16 protein-coding genes are annotated in these 15081 nt (G+C 60.7%); 13 read left to right on the top strand and 3 right to left on the bottom strand.

Going from position 1 to position 15081, the window contains the following annotated elements; all coding sequences use genetic code 11:
- The first annotated feature begins 21 nt into the window (after positions 1-21).
- Positions 22-1083 (top strand): pseudouridine synthase, encoded by a 1062-nt coding sequence (locus GQF02_RS10045; RefSeq protein ID WP_407924827.1) that lies wholly within the window; start codon positions 22-24, stop codon positions 1081-1083.
- Positions 1084-1168: 85 nt separating this feature from the next.
- Positions 1169-1729: a transcription elongation factor GreB gene (gene greB / locus GQF02_RS10040; RefSeq protein WP_160796829.1), complete on the top strand. Its 561-nt coding sequence runs from the start codon at positions 1169-1171 to the stop codon at positions 1727-1729.
- Here the strand turns inward: greB and GQF02_RS10035 are convergent.
- Positions 1721-2170 carry a MarR family winged helix-turn-helix transcriptional regulator gene (locus tag GQF02_RS10035; protein WP_124735702.1) on the bottom strand — a complete coding sequence of 150 codons (450 nt, stop codon included), beginning with the start codon at positions 2168-2170 and terminating at the stop codon, positions 1721-1723. The two genes, greB and GQF02_RS10035, sit on opposite strands and share 9 nt — an antisense overlap.
- A 76-nt stretch (positions 2171-2246) precedes the next feature.
- Here GQF02_RS10035 and GQF02_RS10030 point away from each other — a divergent pair, with 76 nt between their 5' ends.
- A complete protein-coding gene (locus tag GQF02_RS10030; RefSeq protein WP_124735701.1) occupies positions 2247-3398 on the top strand; it encodes an aminotransferase-like domain-containing protein in 1152 nt (383 codons plus the stop codon).
- A gap of 132 nt (positions 3399-3530) precedes the next feature.
- On the opposite strand, the gene GQF02_RS10025 is transcribed toward GQF02_RS10030, so the two are convergent.
- The gene (locus tag GQF02_RS10025; protein WP_235930144.1) at positions 3531-4073 is read right to left on the bottom strand and encodes an arylesterase; all 543 of its coding nucleotides are present in this window, start codon (positions 4071-4073) and stop codon (positions 3531-3533) included.
- 49 nt (positions 4074-4122) lie between these two features.
- Here GQF02_RS10025 and GQF02_RS10020 point away from each other — a divergent pair, with 49 nt between their 5' ends.
- The 10 genes from GQF02_RS10020 (at position 4123) to GQF02_RS09975 (ending at position 14008) form a co-directional block, all read left to right on the top strand.
- Positions 4123-4818 carry an ABC transporter ATP-binding protein gene (locus tag GQF02_RS10020; RefSeq protein ID WP_124735714.1) on the top strand — a complete coding sequence of 232 codons (696 nt, stop codon included), beginning with the start codon at positions 4123-4125 and terminating at the stop codon, positions 4816-4818.
- The gene (locus GQF02_RS10015) at positions 4815-7310 is read left to right on the top strand and encodes an ABC transporter permease (protein ID WP_160796827.1); all 2496 of its coding nucleotides are present in this window, start codon (positions 4815-4817) and stop codon (positions 7308-7310) included. The genes GQF02_RS10020 and GQF02_RS10015 overlap by 4 nt, the downstream gene beginning before the upstream one ends.
- A 115-nt stretch (positions 7311-7425) precedes the next feature.
- Positions 7426-7959, top strand: coding sequence for a DUF2946 family protein (locus tag GQF02_RS10010; RefSeq protein ID WP_124735698.1), 534 nt, complete (start codon positions 7426-7428; stop codon positions 7957-7959).
- A gap of 53 nt (positions 7960-8012) precedes the next feature.
- Positions 8013-9005 (top strand): endolytic transglycosylase MltG, encoded by a 993-nt coding sequence (gene mltG, locus GQF02_RS10005; RefSeq protein WP_124735697.1) that lies wholly within the window; start codon positions 8013-8015, stop codon positions 9003-9005.
- Positions 9005-9625, top strand: a complete 621-nt coding sequence (gene tmk, locus GQF02_RS10000) for a dTMP kinase (RefSeq protein WP_220789427.1) — start codon at positions 9005-9007, stop codon at positions 9623-9625. The genes mltG and tmk overlap by 1 nt, the downstream gene beginning before the upstream one ends.
- Positions 9625-10611, top strand: coding sequence for a DNA polymerase III subunit delta' (locus GQF02_RS09995; RefSeq protein ID WP_160796823.1), 987 nt, complete (start codon positions 9625-9627; stop codon positions 10609-10611). The genes tmk and GQF02_RS09995 overlap by 1 nt, the downstream gene beginning before the upstream one ends.
- Position 10612: 1 nt before the next feature.
- Positions 10613-10993, top strand: coding sequence for a PilZ domain-containing protein (locus GQF02_RS09990; RefSeq protein ID WP_124735694.1), 381 nt, complete (start codon positions 10613-10615; stop codon positions 10991-10993).
- Positions 10994-11074: 81 nt separating this feature from the next.
- Positions 11075-11854, top strand: a complete 780-nt coding sequence (locus GQF02_RS09985) for a TatD family hydrolase (RefSeq protein WP_160796821.1) — start codon at positions 11075-11077, stop codon at positions 11852-11854.
- A complete protein-coding gene (locus tag GQF02_RS09980) occupies positions 11847-12629 on the top strand; it encodes an MBL fold metallo-hydrolase (RefSeq protein ID WP_328698609.1) in 783 nt (260 codons plus the stop codon). Before GQF02_RS09985 ends, GQF02_RS09980 begins: the two co-directional genes overlap by 8 nt.
- Positions 12630-12763: 134 nt before the next feature.
- Positions 12764-14008, top strand: a complete 1245-nt coding sequence (locus GQF02_RS09975; RefSeq protein WP_124735691.1) for a dicarboxylate/amino acid:cation symporter — start codon at positions 12764-12766, stop codon at positions 14006-14008.
- Positions 14009-14070: 62 nt separating this feature from the next.
- Here the strand turns inward: GQF02_RS09975 and ppsR are convergent, their stop codons facing one another.
- On the bottom strand, positions 14071-14892 hold the full coding sequence (gene ppsR, locus GQF02_RS09970) for a posphoenolpyruvate synthetase regulatory kinase/phosphorylase PpsR (RefSeq protein WP_124735690.1): 822 nt from the start codon (positions 14890-14892) through the stop codon (positions 14071-14073).
- Positions 14893-15081: the final 189 nt, after the last annotated feature.

Raw genomic sequence — 15081 nt, 5'->3', positions numbered from 1 at the left:
TACGGCGACAAGAAGCCGTTCGTGCGCCGCGATGGCGATGCACCGCGTGAAGGCGGCTACGGCCAGCGCGACCGCAGCGAACAGCCACGCGGCAACTCCGGCGACAAGAAGCCGTTCGTGCGCCGTGATGGCGATGCCCCGCGTGAAGGTGGCTTTCAGGGCCGCAGCAGTGGTGCATTTGGCGACAAGAAGCCGTTTGTGCGTAGCGAGGGGCCGAAAGTGCCGCGCGCCAAGAAACTGGCTTTGCGCGCGCCAACCCAGGCGATCGCCGAGAAGGCGCAGCGTCTGCGCGAGACCCGCGTAGATCTGGACAAGATCGAGCCGGTCCGCCTGCAAAAAGCGCTGGCAGCATCGGGTTCCGGTTCGCGCCGTGAAGTCGAGGAGATGATCGAAGCCGGCCTGATTCTGGTCAACAACAAAGTGGCCGTATTGGGCGATCGCGTGGGTCCGCATGATCGCGTGACGGTGAAAGGTCATCCGGTCAAGCTCAAGTGGGCCGACCGTCTGCCGCGCATCATCATGTATCACAAGCAGGAAGGTGAAATCGTTTCGCGCGACGATCCGGAAGGCCGTGTGACTGTATTCGACCGCCTGCCGCAGGCCAAGTCCAGCCGTTGGGTGGCCATCGGCCGTCTGGACGTGAATACCTCCGGTCTGTTGCTGGTGACTACTAGTGGTGAGCTGGCTAACCGCATGATGCATCCAAGCTTTGAAGTCGAGCGCGAGTATTCGGTACGCGTGCTGGGCGAGCTGACACCGGAAATCATGAAGGCGATGACGCAAGAGGTTGAGCTGGAAGATGGTACGGCGCATTTCGAGCGCGTCTATCAGCTGGGCGGGCGTGAAGAAGGCGCCAACCACTGGGTGAATGTGGTGATCAAGGAAGGCCGTAACCGCGAAGTGCGTCGTATGTTCGAACACTTCAACCTGACCGTCAGCCGCCTGATCCGTATCCGTTTCGGTACCGTCGGCTTGCCGGGCCGCCTGAAGCGCGGCCAGTTCTACGAGCTGAACGAAGCTGAAGTGGCCGGCGTGATGAAGTGGTCGGGTCTGACCTCGACCGGTTTGCAAAAGCGCCGCTAAAACGCCGTCTTGTTGATGGCAGGCTAGCCGATAACCGCCCGTGCACTTTGTGTTGCGGGCGGTTTTTTTGTAGAAAGGGCAAGGGATGAATAAAGCATTTACACGCGAAAGTGATGATGACGATCTCGAGGAAGGCTTGCCGGCCGAGAGCCGACTGCCCGCCACTGGCAAGAACTACATCACGCCGGCCGGCTGGCGCCGCCTCAAGGATGAGCTGTCGCAACTGGTGCACCGCGAGCGTCCGGAGGTGGTGCAGATCGTCAACTGGGCGGCTTCCAATGGCGACCGTTCGGAAAACGGCGATTACATCTATGGCAAGCGCCGCTTGCGCGAGATAGACCGCCGCATCCGTTTTCTTACCAAGCGTCTGGAAGTGGCCGAAGTGGTCGACCCCGAGTTGCGCGAAGCGTGTGACCAGGTGTTCTTTTCGGCCACGGTCGATATCGTGCGCGGGGATGGCAGGGCGCAAACCCTGAGCATTGTCGGTGTGGACGAGATTAATCCCGAGCGCGGCCATATCAGCTGGATTGCCCCGATTGCACGGGTTTTGCTCAAGGCGCGCGAGGGCGACGTGGTGGTGCTGCGCGGGCCGGACGGGATGGAAGAAATCGAAATCTGTGCCGTGCGTTATCAGCGTCTAGATTGACGCCGCACCCTCGCGTGCAGCCAGGGCCTCGTTCAGTGCCAGCCAGTGGCTGCTGGCCTGGGGGCCCAGCTGCTTAAACGTCTGCGTCAGCAGGCGTTGTTGTTCCTGGAATAAAGCTTGCTCCAGCGCCTGGCCTGCTGGGCTGAGCTGTAAAAGTTTGACCCGGCGGTCGTGGCTGGCGCTATGGGTTTCAATGAGCCCGTCCGCGATCAGCCGGCGTAGCGGCAAGTTGATGGCTTGTTTGCTGACGCCCAGCGCCTGCAGCAGTTCGCCCACATTCAGCCCGGGCTGGTGAGCAATAAAAAACAGGATGCGGTGATGCACGCGCGCCAAGCCACGTTCGGCCAGCATCTGGTCAGGCTTGGCAGTAAAAGCCTGATAGGCGTGGAAAAATGTCGCCATCGTGTGGCGGATTTCTTTGTTGCTGTAATTATCAGGCATATTGACAGCAGCCTAGGTGCTCGGTAAATTGGTCAAATATATTGACATTAATGTCCGAGACTATCAAGAGGCTGCCATGTTTTCTCAACGTATCGAACGCTTGTCCGGCTCGCTGATCCGCGAAATATTGGCGGCAGCACAACGCCCCGAAGTGATCTCTTTTGCCGGCGGCCTGCCGGCTTCGCAGTGCCTGCCCGAACTTGACTTTAGCGATATGCCGCAAGCGCTGGCGCAGTATGGCACCACCGAAGGCGAGCCCGAGCTGCGGGAGGCCATCGCCCGCGAGGCGCAGAAAATGGGGATAGCGTGCGGTGCAGATCAGGTCCTGATTCTGTCCGGCTCGCAGCAGGCGCTGGATCTGGCTGCCAAACTGTTTGTTGACCCGGGTACGCCTCTGGTGACCGAAGGGCCGACGTATCTGGCGGCCTTGCAGGTTTTCAATCTGTTTGGCGCCAGCGTGCATGCTGTTCCCCAGCAGCAGGGTTCGCTAGATCCAGCTGATCTCGCGCAGGCCTTGGCCGAATTCAAGCCGCGCATGACATATCTGATTCCAAGCTTCCAGAATCCGTCCGGTGCCTGTTACGACGAGGCTACCCGTGCTGCGCTGGCTGAGGTGATTGATCAGGCCGGTGTCCCCCTGTTCGAGGATGATCCCTACCGTGCATTGTCCTACGACGGGGATGCGCCTGCGCCTCTGGTTTCGCATCTGAAGAAGGCCTCGTGGATCTATGCCGGCTCTTTTTCCAAGACGCTGGCACCGGGCTTGCGCGAAGGTTATCTGATTGCCACGCCCGACCTGTATCCCTACCTTGTCAAACTCAAGCAGGCGGCCGATCTGCATACCAACCGTGTCGGCCAGTGGTTTGCGGCGCGGGCATTGAATGATGCCGCTTACCCCGCCCATATTGCCCGCTTGCGTGCGACTTACCGTGCCGGGCGCGATGCGATGCAGGCTTCGCTGGAAAAGCATTTTGCCGATCTGGCTGACTGGCAGTTGCCTAGCGGCGGTCTGTTCTTCTGGCTGACCCTGAAGCAGAAGCGCGATACGCGCAGTCTGCTTAAGCTGGCGCTGGAGCATGATGTCGCCTTTATGCCGGGCGAGCCGTTTTATCCGGTGCCGGAAGAGGGTATCGGCCATCTGCGCTTGAATTTCAGCCATACTCCGGCGCATAGGATTGAAGAGGGGATTGAGCGCCTCGCCGGCTTGATTCGCAACTCGCAGCCGTAACGCCATATCAGCGGGCGGGTGTCTGTCGCGCGCAGGGAAAAGCCCGTACCTATTGGTGCGGGTTTTTTTGTTTAGCGGGTGGGACGCAGGAGAATGCAGACCGGATCAGGGGCAGGCGGCTGGCGCAGGCTTTTACTTCAGTAATGGGCGCAGTGCTTTTTCTACCGTTGCGGCCATCAATGGTTGCGCTTGGGCGTTCGGATGGATACCGTCGTTTTGGAACAGAGCCAGCTTGCTTTCAAAGCCGGCAACCAGTACCGGGACATACGCCGTCTTGTGTTTTTTTGCCACATTGTCGTATGCCTTGCGGAACCTTGCCGTGTAGTCCGGGCCATAGTTGGGGGGCAGCGCCATGCCGACCAGTACGACTTTGGCCTTGCTGCGCTGGGCCAGCGCAGCCATTTGTGCGAGATTGGCTTCCATTACAGACAGTGGCAGGCCGCGCAGGCCGTCGTTGCCACCCAGTTCCAGTACGACGATATCGGGCTTGTGCCGTGCCAGTGCCTGCGGCAGGCGGGCGAGGCCGCCGGCGCTGGTTTCGCCTGATTGCGAGGCATTGACGACCTTGTGTTTGGGTGCCAGACGTTTTTCCAGTAGCGAGACCCAGCCCTGGCCGGAGGCCAAACCATAACCGGCGGACAGGCTATCGCCGAATACCAGTACGGTGGCGGCCATGACTGGCGTGCACCACAACATACAACATACAACAAGCAAGCGGAACATGATGAATCCATCCGGAGAAACGACCGCCATTTTGCGTGCCAGCGCCGTGGGCAAGCAAGTGGCTTATCACGGCGAGATGCTGACTATCTTGCGCGATGTCAGTCTGGCGGTGGCGCGTGGCGAGACCATCGCCATCGTTGGCGCATCCGGTTCGGGCAAGTCCAGCCTGTTGGCCATTCTTGCCGGGCTGGATCAGGCAAGTTATGGCGAGGTGACGCTGTTTGGCGAACCCTTGTCAAAACTGGATGAAGATGGCCGCGCCGCGCTGCGCCGTGCGCGCGTGGGTTTCGTGTTCCAGAGTTTCCAGTTGCTGCCGCAGTTAAGCGCGCTGGAAAACGTGATGCTGCCTCTGGAGCTGTGTGGCCGCAAAGACGCCGCTGCACTTGCGCGGCAAAGGCTGGAGCGGGTGGGGCTGGGGCATAGGCTTAAGCATTATCCGCGCCATTTGTCCGGCGGCGAGCAGCAGCGTGTGGCGCTGGCGCGTGCCTTTGTGACCGATCCCGAGCTTCTGTTTGCCGACGAGCCCACCGGCAGCCTGGACCCGGTGGCGGGCGAGCAGGTGATCGATCTTTTGTTCCGGATGAATGCCGAACAAGGCACCAGTCTCGTGCTGGTGACGCATGACCCGGATCTGGCCGCGCGTTGTGACGCCATCTATCGCCTGCATGATGGTTGTTTGCTGGGGGCGGGGGTATGAATCTGCTGCAACGCTGGGCTTTTGCCTTGAGATTGTTGCTGCGCGAATGGCGTTCGGGCGAGCTGGGGGTGCTGCTGCTGGCGCTGGTGGTGGCGGTGGGGGCGATGACCAGCGTGTCGTTTTTTGCCGACCGTATCGAACGCGGGCTGAGCCAGCAAAGCGCGCGCTTGCTGGCGGCCGATCTGGTGGTCAATGCCAATGCACCGCTGCCGGCACCATGGCAGGACGAGGCGCGGCGCCTGGGGCTGAGTCTGGCCAGCAGTGTGTCTTTCCCTTCGATGAGCTTTGCCGGCGATGAGGCAGCGCTGTCCAATCTGAAGGCGGTGAGCGCAGCCTATCCGCTACGCGGTGAAGTCAGCCTGCGCCTGATGAATGGGCGCGAGCAGAACGGACGCTTTGCGCCGGCGCAAGGGGAAGCCTGGGTGGATGCACGCCTGTTGTCGCGTCTCAAGCTTAAATTAGGAGACCGCCTGGGTGTGGGGCGCTTGCAGTTGACCATAGCGGGCGAGATTTTGCGCGAGCCGGACGGTGCGCTGGATCTTTACAATTTTGTGCCGCGGCTGGTGTTCAATCAGGCCGATCTGGCCGCCAGTGGCCTGATTCAGGAGGGCAGCCGTGCGCGCTACCGTTTGATGGTGGCGGGCGATGGCCGCCAGGTCGAGGCGTTCCGGCGCTGGGCAAAAAGCCATCTGACGCCCGGAATGCGGCTGGAAAACATAGAAGAAGCGCGGCCCGAGGTGAAAACCGCACTGGAGCGGGCGCGGCGCTTTCTGGGTATCGCCACCATGCTGACGGTGGCGCTGGCGGCGGCCGCGGTTGCGATGGCGGTGCGCCGTTATCTGGCGCGCCACTGGCAAAGCGTTGCGGTGATGCGTGCGCTGGGCATGGGGTCGGGCGAAGTGTGGCAAGTGTTTGCCTTGCTGTTCGCCATGCTGGCGCTGGCGTGCGGGGTGATCGGTGCCGGGCTGGGTTATGGCTTGCAATGGCTGCTGATCAGCGTGGCTTCGGGTCTGGGTGTCGAAACCCTGCCGCAACCGGCCTGGTGGCTGGGTTTGCTGGGGCCGCTATCGTCTCTGGTTTTGCTGTTGGGACTGGCTTTGCCGCCCATTCTTGCCCTGCGCCAGGTGTCGCCATTACGGGTGATGCGTAGTGAAACGGGGGCGCCGCGTATCGGTGCGCTGGCGCCGGTGCTGGCCTTGTCGGCTTTATTGCTGCTGGCGGCATGGCAGGTGGGCGATGCAACGCTGGGCCTGTGGTTGCTGGGAGCATTGGGCAGTTTTTTTGTCGCGGTCGCGCTGGTCAGCATGGCTTTGCTTGCGCTGGTGCGGCGACTGGCGCGCCGTTCGGGCAAGCTTGGCTGGCGCTATGGTGTTGCCAACCTTGCGCGGCGGCCGTGGTTGGCGCTGATTCAGCTGGTGGCCTTGTCGGTGGGGCTGATGGCCTTGCTGCTGCTGACCGTGGTGCGCGGCGATCTGATCAATAGCTGGCAGAACAGCATTCCGCCGGATGCGCCCAATAAATTTGCCATCAATATCCAGGAGGATCAGCGCGCGGCGCTTGGCGACAGTTTCGTGCAAAGCGGCAGGCCCGCACCCGAGCTCTCGCCCATGGTGCGGGCGCGCCTGCTGGCCATCAACGGCAAGGCGGTTAATCCGGCCAAGCTGGCAGATGAACGTGCACGGCGCCTGGCCGAGCGCGAATTCAACCTGTCCTGGCGCGACAGCCTGCCGGCCGGCAACCAGATTGTGGCTGGGAAGTGGTGGGAGGGCGCCCGCGTCACGCCACAGTTTTCGGTGGAGGCGGGACTGGCCGACACGCTGGGCATACGCTTGGGCGACAGTCTGTCGTTCGATATTGCCGGCACGCCTTACCAGGCCAAAGTCACCAGCTTGCGCAAGGTGGCTTGGGATAATTTTCGCGCCAACTTTTTTGTACTGGCGCCGCCAAACTGGTTTGCCGGCGAGCGCGCCAGTTATATCACCAGCTTTCGTCTGCCGCCCGAGAGCGAGGGCTTTGTCAGCCAGTTGCTGGCACGTTTTCCCAATCTGACGGTGATAGACATCGGCGTCATCATTACCGAAGTGCGTGCGGTGGTCGAGCGCCTGTCGCGGGCGGTTGAAGTGATGTTTTTATTGTCACTGGCCGCCGGTGTGCTGGTGTTGTGGGCGACTTTTGCCGCAACACGGCATGAGCGGCTGGCCGATATGGCGCTAATGCGGGCGCTGGGTGCCTCGCGCCGCCAGTTGCGCGTGGTCTTGCTGTCCGAACTGGCTTTTATCGGTGCCTTGTCCGGTTTTCTTGCCGGCGCTGGCGCCATGCTGACTGGTGCCGTTATTGCCAAAGAGCTGCTGGCCTTGCCGTTTACGCCCAATCTGTGGCTGCTGCCCGGTGGCGTGCTGCTGGGCATGTTGGTGGTGTGCGGCGCGGGCTGGCCGCTGGTCGGCCGTGTCGCCAATGCGCCACCCTTAGCGGTATTGCGGGCGGAGTTGTGAGTGGGGATCAGGAACTCGGGAATGGGGAATGGGGAATGGGGAATGGGCGCTCCCAACCCCTGATCCCTGATCCCGCCCTCGCGCGTGCGGGTTTGTGAATCGACAGGGAAAAATCATGGATCAACAAGTGCTGGCCGCGATGGCCAAGTGGCCGGATGTACCTGCTGTGTATGGCTGGCTGGCGCTGGATGCGCGCGGGCAATGGCGGCTGAAAGGCGAGCTGCTGAGCCAGCCGGCGATGACTTCATTTTTCGGGCGTAATTATCAGGCGGATGCGGCCGGGCGCTGGTTTGTGCAGAACGGCCCGCAGCGCGTGTATGTCGCGCTGGAGGCGGCGCCGCTTGTCTTGCGTCGTCACCCCGGCGCCTGGCAGGCGGCGCCGACTGGCGCCAGTGCCAAGGCGAGTGCCTTTTTTGTGACAGCGGGCGGTGAGATGTATGCCGCTTTTGCCGGGGTGCTTGCCTTGGTGGACGACAGGGATCTGGCTGGCGTGCTGGCTGAATGCCTGCCCGATTGGGATGGCGAGTTGGCGACTTTGCCGGCAGAGCTGGTGTGCGATGGCGTGGCTATTGCGCTGGAGCCATCTTGCGCTGCCGATTTGCGGGCCCGTTTCGGGGTGTGCATGACACCGACGGCGGATGCCGGTTAAGCCGTGCGGATGGTATCATCCGCTTTTATTCAATCATTGATTGACTTCGCTTTATGCGCATTTTGTTTGTTCGCTTTTTTGCCGCTTTGCTTGCCGCCGCTGCCTTGTGGCTGGCCTGGGTCGTCATCGTGCCGGTGCCGCTGCCCGCCACCCCTTACAATGTGACCGTTGGTCCTAACCGTACCCTGTCGCAAGTGGCGCGGGCGCTGGAGGCCGATGGCGTAATCCGTAACCGCTGGGTGATGGTGGCCCTCTCGCGCATGACCGGCGCCGACCGCAAGGTCAAGGCCGGCTTGTACGAGTTTTCCAGTCCGGTCGCAATGTGGGAGATCCTCAAGCGTCTGGCCGAAGGCAGCCCGGATCAGCCCAGCGTAACCGTGATCGAAGGCTGGACTTTCCGCCAGTTCCGCCAGGCGCTGGCGCGCGAACCGGGGCTTGTGCAGACATCGGCCGGCTGGAGCGAGTCGCGCATTATGGCCGAACTGGGGGCGAGCAATCAGGCGGCCGAGGGCATGTTCTTCCCCAGTACCTATTTCTATACGCCGGGCGCATCAGACCTGGAGGTGCTGCGCCGTGCTTATCGCACCATGCAGCAAAATCTGGAGTCGGCCTGGAATGCGCGTAAAGAGGATGTGCCTTATGCCACGCCTTACGAGCTATTGACCATGGCCAGCCTGATCGAAAAAGAAACCTCGAAAGACAGCGACCGCCCCATGGTGTCTTCGGTGTTTGCCAACCGGCTGAAAATCGGCATGCGCTTGCAGACCGATCCGTCGGTGATCTATGGCATGGGCGAGCGTTATCAGGGGCGCATCGGCAAGGAAGGCCTGCGTCGCGACACGCCTTACAATACCTATACCCGTAGCGGCTTGCCGCCTACGCCGATTGCCCTGCCGGGCGCGGCAGCGCTGCATGCGGCGGCGAATCCGGTCGAGAGCCGTGCACTGTATTTCGTTGCCAAGGGCAAGGGTGAGTCGCACTTCTCCGAGACGCTGGACGAGCATAATGCCGCCGTGCGCCAATACATTCTGAAGAAAGGGTCGTGATGCGGCCACGCTTTATCACGCTGGAAGGCGTAGATGGTGCCGGCAAGAGTACCCATCTGGGCTTTATCCGCGACACCCTGTCTGCACTGGGGGTGGATGCCTGTTTTACCCGCGAGCCAGGCGGCACCGCGCTGGGCGAGCATTTGCGCGCGCTCTTGCTGGCGGTGGAGACCCAGGTTTCGCTGGAAACCGAAACCCTGCTGATGTTTGCCGCGCGTAGCCAGCATCTGGACGAGGTGATACGCCCTGCGCTGGCAGCAGGGCGCTGGGTGGTGTCCGACCGTTTTACCGATGCGACCTTTGCCTATCAGGGCGGCGGGCGCGGCGTGGCAGACGCGCGTATTGCCGCGCTGGAAGACTGGGTGCAGCAAGGCTTGCAGCCGGATCTGACCTTGCTGTTTGATGTGCCCACCGAAATTGCAGCCCAGCGCATGTCGGCCACGCGCGAGCTGGACCGTTTCGAGCGTGAGCAGGGCGATTTTCATCGCCGCGTGCGCGCCGCCTACCTTGTACGCGCCAAGGATAATCCGCGTTTTTATGTGTTGGACTCGACCCGCAGCATTGCTGACATCCAGGCCGATATTGCCCGGCGCCTGGCGCTACTGGCGGAGCAGGCCTGATGCTGTATCCGTGGCATCAGGCCGACTGGGCGCGTATCAGCAGCGAGTTTTCGCGCCTGCCCAATGCCTGGCTGTTTACCGGCATGGCCGGCAGCGGCAAGCTTGAATTCGCCGAACATCTGGCGCAGGCACTGTTGTGCGACCAGCCTCTGGCCGACCATGGAGCTTGCGGCCAGTGCGAATCGTGCCGCTGGTTTGGTAGCGGCAGCCATCCCGATTTTCGCCGCTTGTCACCCATTATCGAGGGCGAGGAAGAGGGCAAGGAAGGCAAGCCGACGCGCAAGCTGGCTCAGATCAAGATCGAGGCGGTGCGCGAGATCATCGAATTCTCGCAATTGAGCTCGCACCGTCACGGCCAGCGCGTGGTGCTGGTGGAGCCGGCCGAGACGCTGAACCCTGCGGCGGCCAATGCCTTGCTCAAGGTATTGGAGGAGCCGCCGGATGATGTGCTGTTCTTATTGGTGGCACATTCGCCACAGCGGCTGCTGCCGACCATCAAGAGCCGTTGCCGCCAGTATCCGCTGGCGCGCCCGTCGCATGAAATGGCGCTGGCCTGGCTGAAGTCGCAAGGCATCGCGCGCGCCGAAATCGAGCTGGCACACAATGGCGGCGCGCCTTTGTTCAATCATGACCCGGCTTTGACGGCGCTGCGCGACCAGTTTGTCGCCGCGCTGGCCGCGCCCATGCTGACCGGCATGCTGGATATGGCCGAGCTGGTCGACAAGCAGAAATTGCCGCTCGCCGTGCCGCTGGACTGGCTGGCCAAGTGGCTGCATGACCTTGCCGGTTTGAGTCTGGCATGCAGACTCCGCTATTATCCCGAGCATGAAGATGCATTATCGTCGCTGGCGCGCCGTGCCAGGCTGCCCGAGCTGATGCGCTGTCAAAGCGCGGTGACGACACTGGTGCCTTATGGCCAGCACACGCTGAATGTCCGCCTGCAACTGGAGGCGCTGTTAATGGACTATCTCAAGGTATTTGCCTGATATGACGAGCCTGGAAACGCCTGCTGAACGTACTGATCCCGCTGCCCGCGCCGGTGTGCTATCGCTGTCCATCCGCGAGCGCAGCGCCTTGTTTGCCGCCTATATGCCTTTTCTCAAAAATGGCGGGATGTTTATTCCGTCGGCGCGGGAGTACACGCTGGGGGATGAGGTCTTCCTGTTGCTGACGCTGATGGACGATACGCAAAAGACTGCATTGCAGGGCAAGGTGGTGTGGCTGACGCCGGCCGGGGCCAACAATAACCGCACCCAGGGCGTCGGTGTCGAGTTTGCCGCCGGAGAAGCCGCAGATCAGGCGCGTGAGCGCATCGAAAAACTGCTGGGCGGGGTGCTCAACTCCAGCCGTAATACGCATACCATGTAATTAAGGGAGCCGCAGTCCGGTAGCAGCGATCCGGTTTGTTGATGTTATTGCCCCCTGTTCCCGAATCCCGAAAGAAAAACCATGCTTGTCGACTCCCACTGCCACCTGAATTTTCCCGATCTGGTCGCCCACTTGCCCGAAGTGCTGGCCAATATGCAGGCGGCGCAGGTGACGCACGCCATGGTGATCGGGGTGGCCATGCCCGAGTATCCGGCGGTATTGGCACTGGCCGAGGCACATGCCAACCTGTTTGCCACGGTGGGGGTGCATCCGGACAGCCAGGAGGCCGAGGTGCCATCCGAGGACGAGTTGGTGGCACTGGCCGCTCACCCGCGCGTGGTGGGCATAGGCGAGACCGGGCTCGATTACCACTGGTGCAAGGGCGATCTTGGCTGGCAGCACGCGCGCTTTCGTCGCCATATCCGCGCCGCGCGCCGCGCCGGCCTGCCCTTGGTGATTCACACCCGCGAGTCGGCACAGGACACCTTGCGCATCATGCGCGAGGAGAATGCGGGCGAGGCCGGCGGGGTGATGCATTGTTTTACCGAAAGCTGGGAAGTGGCAGAAGAAGCGCTGGATCTGGGCTTTTATATTTCGCTGTCCGGCATCGTGACCTTCAAGAACGCCAGGCAGATCCATGAGGTCGCGCAAAAAGTGCCGCTGGATCGCCTGCTGGTCGAGACCGATGCACCTTATCTTGCGCCGGTGCCATATCGCGGCAAGACCAATGAGCCGGCTTTTGTGCGCCATGTCGCCGGACATATCGCGTCTTTGCGCGGCATGACGCTGGAAGAAGTGGCCGCGGCAACAACTGAAAACTATTTCCGCCTGTTTGCCAAAGCCGGTGCGCAGCGTGGCTAGGCGCGGGCGTATCACCTTATTGGGGTGTGGCTCCAGTTCGGGTACGCCGGCGCTAGGCTGCAGCTGCCCGACCTGTGTGTCGGACAACCCTAAAAACCGCCGTACCCGCTGCTCGGCCTATATCCGCATCGATGAGCTGGGCCTGTTAATTGATACCGGGCCGGACTTGCGCCAGCAAGCCTTGCGCGAAGGGCTGACCCGGGTCGATGCGGTGCTGTATACCCACCCGCATGCCGACCATCTCAACGGTATCGATGATCTGCGCGCGTTTTGCTATGTGAAGCGCGGCCCTATCGATCTGCTGGGCAATAGCTTCACCATGGACAATATCCGTGCGCGTTTCGGCTACGGCCTGATGCCGGCCTCGCCAAGCTGGGATAAGCCGGTACTGGTGCCGCATGATGTCGAGGGGCCGCTGAGTTTTTCCGGGCTGAAACTGACGCCTATCCCGCTTAAACACGGCCACTGGCCATGTAGCGGCTGGCGCATCGGCGACATGGCCTGGCTGACCGATGTGTCGGACATTCCCGAAGAAAGTCTGGCTTTGCTGGATGGCGTACGCCTGCTTTTTCTCGATTGTCTGCGCGACACCCCGTATTTTTCACACCTGTCGTTTGCGCAGGCGCTGGACTGGGCGGCACGCATCGGTGCACAGCGCACGGTGCTGATTCATATGACGCACGAGCTGGAATTTACCGCTTTGTCGGCGCGTTGCCCGGCGGGGGTCGAGGTCGGCTTTGATGGTTTGCAGCTGGATTTCAATGTGAATTTTTAGCTTAAATGAATTTATAAATTCAAAACGAAATGATAAATAATTAATATTAGCCAGTATCTACTTGCCTTGTTGACGACAAACTAGCCTGCCTTATAGATTGCCCTATTCAAGTGATAAAGAATAAGGAGAGGCGTATGGCTTTGCGGTCCCCTTTGCCGATGTGGGCAAAAATTCTGATCGGCCTTGTTGCCGGTGTGGCGACGGGTTTTCTCGCCGGAGACTGGGCTCACTATCTTAAGCCGGTTGGCGACCTCTTTATCACCCTGATCCGCATGGTGGTGTTGCCGGTGATCTTTGTGTCGCTGGTGTGCGGCGTGACCGCGATGCACGACCTGAAGAAAATGGGGCGTGTGGCAGGCAAGACCATGCTGCTGTACATGCTGACCATGGCTGCAGCCGGTGCGCTGTCGATGACGGTTGCCAGCTATCTGGGTATCGGCTCCGGTCTGGGCTACACCATCCCTGCCGTGGCGCAGACTGCGGAAGTACCGTCTTTTGTCGACACCATCATGTCCATCGTGCCGGCTAACCCGTTCAAGGCGTTTGCCGATGGCGCCATTTTGCCGGTGATCGTGTTTGCCATCTTCTTCGGCCTGTCCATCAATCTGGCGGGCAAAGAGGGCAAAGTGGTGGCGGACTTTTTCCGTTCGCTTAACCAGGTCGTGTTTCAGCTGGTGAATATCGCGCTGTCTTTTGCACCTTATGGCGTGTTTGCGCTGATGGCCTATGTGACCGCGGATAACGGCTTTGCCATTTTGTCCGGTCTGGCTGCGCTGGTGGGCACTATCTACTTCTCCTGCCTGGTGATGCTGACCGTGGTATACGCCGTACTGCTGCTGGTGTTCGGCCTCAATCCGTGGCACTTCATCCGCAAGATGCTGCCGGTGCAGCTGTTTGCCTTCTCCACCACCAGCTCCAACGCGACCTTGCCGCTCAACCTTAAGGCCGCGGAAACCCAGCTGGGCGTGCATAACAGCATTGCCTCCTTCGTGCTGCCACTGGGGGCAACGGTGAACATGAACGGTCTGGCGACCTATCTGGGCGCGGTGGCGATCTTTGCCGCCAACGCCTATGGTATCGAGCTGTCCATGATGCAGAAGGTGACCGTGGTGCTGACCACTACGCTGGCTGCCATCGGTGCTGCCGGCGTGCCGGGTACGGGTCTGGTGGTGATGAGTCTGGTGCTGTCGTCGGTGGGCTTGCCGCTGGAAGTGATTGCTGCGATTGCGGCGGTTGACCGTATCATCGATATGATCAATACCCCGACCAATGTGTCCGGCGACACGCTGGCGGCGGTGCTGGTCGCCAAGAGCGAAGGCGAGCTGGAGCTGGATGTCTACAACGGTGACGTTGAGCTGGCCGAGGCGGCAGTCGTCTGAGTGGTGTTTTGAAATATTAAAAAAGGGATGCCTCGGCATCCCTTTTTTATGGCTAAGCCTGCTTAGAAGCGGCGGCTCAGGCCGGCCTTGTGCAGGATGGTCGTGGAGATTTCCTCGATCGACTTGTGGGTGGTGCTGATAAAGGGGATGGCATGCTGGCGGAACATGGACTCGGCCTCGTTCACCTCGGAGCGGCAGTTTTCCATGCTGGCGTAAGTGGAATCACGGCGGCGCTCGCTGCGGATATTATGCAGGCGTAGCGGATCGATGGTCAGACCGAAAATCTTGTTGCGGTAAGGCAGCAGGCTCTTGGGCAGGGTGGGGCAGCCCAAATCTTCCGGTGTAAGCGGGTAGTTGGCGGCCTTGATGCCGTATTGCAGCGCCAGATACAGGCAGGTTGGCGTCTTGCCCGAGCGCGATACGCCGACCAGAATCACGTCTGCTTCTTCCAGATCTTTCAGCTTGATCCCGTCATCGTGGTTAAGCGAGAAGTTGACGGCCTCAATGCGGTGATCGTAACGCTCTTCGTTAATCAGGCCATGTGCCTTGCCTATGGTTTGCGCCGCCTTTTGCCCCAGTTCGTTTTCGATCTGGCCGATAAAGCTCTCGAAAAAGTCGATGGACAGCGCGCAGTCGAGCTTGAGGTGGGCGCGGACTTCCGGATTGATGATGCTGGTAAACAGCAAAGGACGGTGATGGTCGCTGGCCGCACGGGTGCAGATTTTCTGTGCGACTTCGGCGGCTTTTTCAACCGTATCGATGTAAGGAATGGTTTCGCGCTTGAATTCCTGCATATCAAACTGGGTCAGCAAGGTGGAACCCATGGCTTCGGCGGTGATGCCTGTGCGGTCGGAAACAAAAAAGGCGGAGCGGCGGTGTGGCATGCGGGTACCTGTCGGAGTCGGGTCAGCCAGTCGGCAATGGCGCCATTATATCGCGGCTGAGCACTGCGGCCCTACCTCGTGGCATGGTTGTGATGCAAACTTATGATGCAGTGCAAAACGTTAGCCAGATTAGCCGTTATTCGTATAGAATTCCGGGCTTGATATCATCCCAATCCACTACAGGAAGAA

Origin of the sequence: Craterilacuibacter sinensis (assembly GCF_009831765.1) — a bacterium.
Classification (GTDB): domain Bacteria; phylum Pseudomonadota; class Gammaproteobacteria; order Burkholderiales; family Chromobacteriaceae; genus Craterilacuibacter; species Craterilacuibacter sinensis.
The sequence above is the reverse complement of the archived record's forward strand: the minus strand, read 5'-3'. Positions and strand labels throughout refer to the sequence as shown.

What these genes read in the sequence shown, in the direction of transcription:
- greB (WP_160796829.1), top strand. Translation starts at nt 1,169, where the DNA reads ATGAATAAAGCATTTACACGCGAAAGTGATGATGACGATCTCGAGGAA.
- GQF02_RS10035 (WP_124735702.1), bottom strand. Translation starts at nt 2,170, where the DNA reads ATGCCTGATAATTACAGCAACAAAGAAATCCGCCACACGATGGCGACA.
- GQF02_RS10030 (WP_124735701.1), top strand. Translation starts at nt 2,247, where the DNA reads ATGTTTTCTCAACGTATCGAACGCTTGTCCGGCTCGCTGATCCGCGAA.
- GQF02_RS10025 (WP_235930144.1), bottom strand. Translation starts at nt 4,073, where the DNA reads ATGGCCGCCACCGTACTGGTATTCGGCGATAGCCTGTCCGCCGGTTAT.
- GQF02_RS10020 (WP_124735714.1), top strand. Translation starts at nt 4,123, where the DNA reads ATGAATCCATCCGGAGAAACGACCGCCATTTTGCGTGCCAGCGCCGTG.
- GQF02_RS10015 (WP_160796827.1), top strand. Translation starts at nt 4,815, where the DNA reads ATGAATCTGCTGCAACGCTGGGCTTTTGCCTTGAGATTGTTGCTGCGC.
- GQF02_RS10010 (WP_124735698.1), top strand. Translation starts at nt 7,426, where the DNA reads ATGGATCAACAAGTGCTGGCCGCGATGGCCAAGTGGCCGGATGTACCT.
- mltG (WP_124735697.1), top strand. Translation starts at nt 8,013, where the DNA reads ATGCGCATTTTGTTTGTTCGCTTTTTTGCCGCTTTGCTTGCCGCCGCT.
- tmk (WP_220789427.1), top strand. Translation starts at nt 9,005, where the DNA reads ATGCGGCCACGCTTTATCACGCTGGAAGGCGTAGATGGTGCCGGCAAG.
- GQF02_RS09995 (WP_160796823.1), top strand. Translation starts at nt 9,625, where the DNA reads ATGCTGTATCCGTGGCATCAGGCCGACTGGGCGCGTATCAGCAGCGAG.
- GQF02_RS09990 (WP_124735694.1), top strand. Translation starts at nt 10,613, where the DNA reads ATGACGAGCCTGGAAACGCCTGCTGAACGTACTGATCCCGCTGCCCGC.
- GQF02_RS09985 (WP_160796821.1), top strand. Translation starts at nt 11,075, where the DNA reads ATGCTTGTCGACTCCCACTGCCACCTGAATTTTCCCGATCTGGTCGCC.
- GQF02_RS09975 (WP_124735691.1), top strand. Translation starts at nt 12,764, where the DNA reads ATGGCTTTGCGGTCCCCTTTGCCGATGTGGGCAAAAATTCTGATCGGC.
- ppsR (WP_124735690.1), bottom strand. Translation starts at nt 14,892, where the DNA reads ATGCCACACCGCCGCTCCGCCTTTTTTGTTTCCGACCGCACAGGCATC.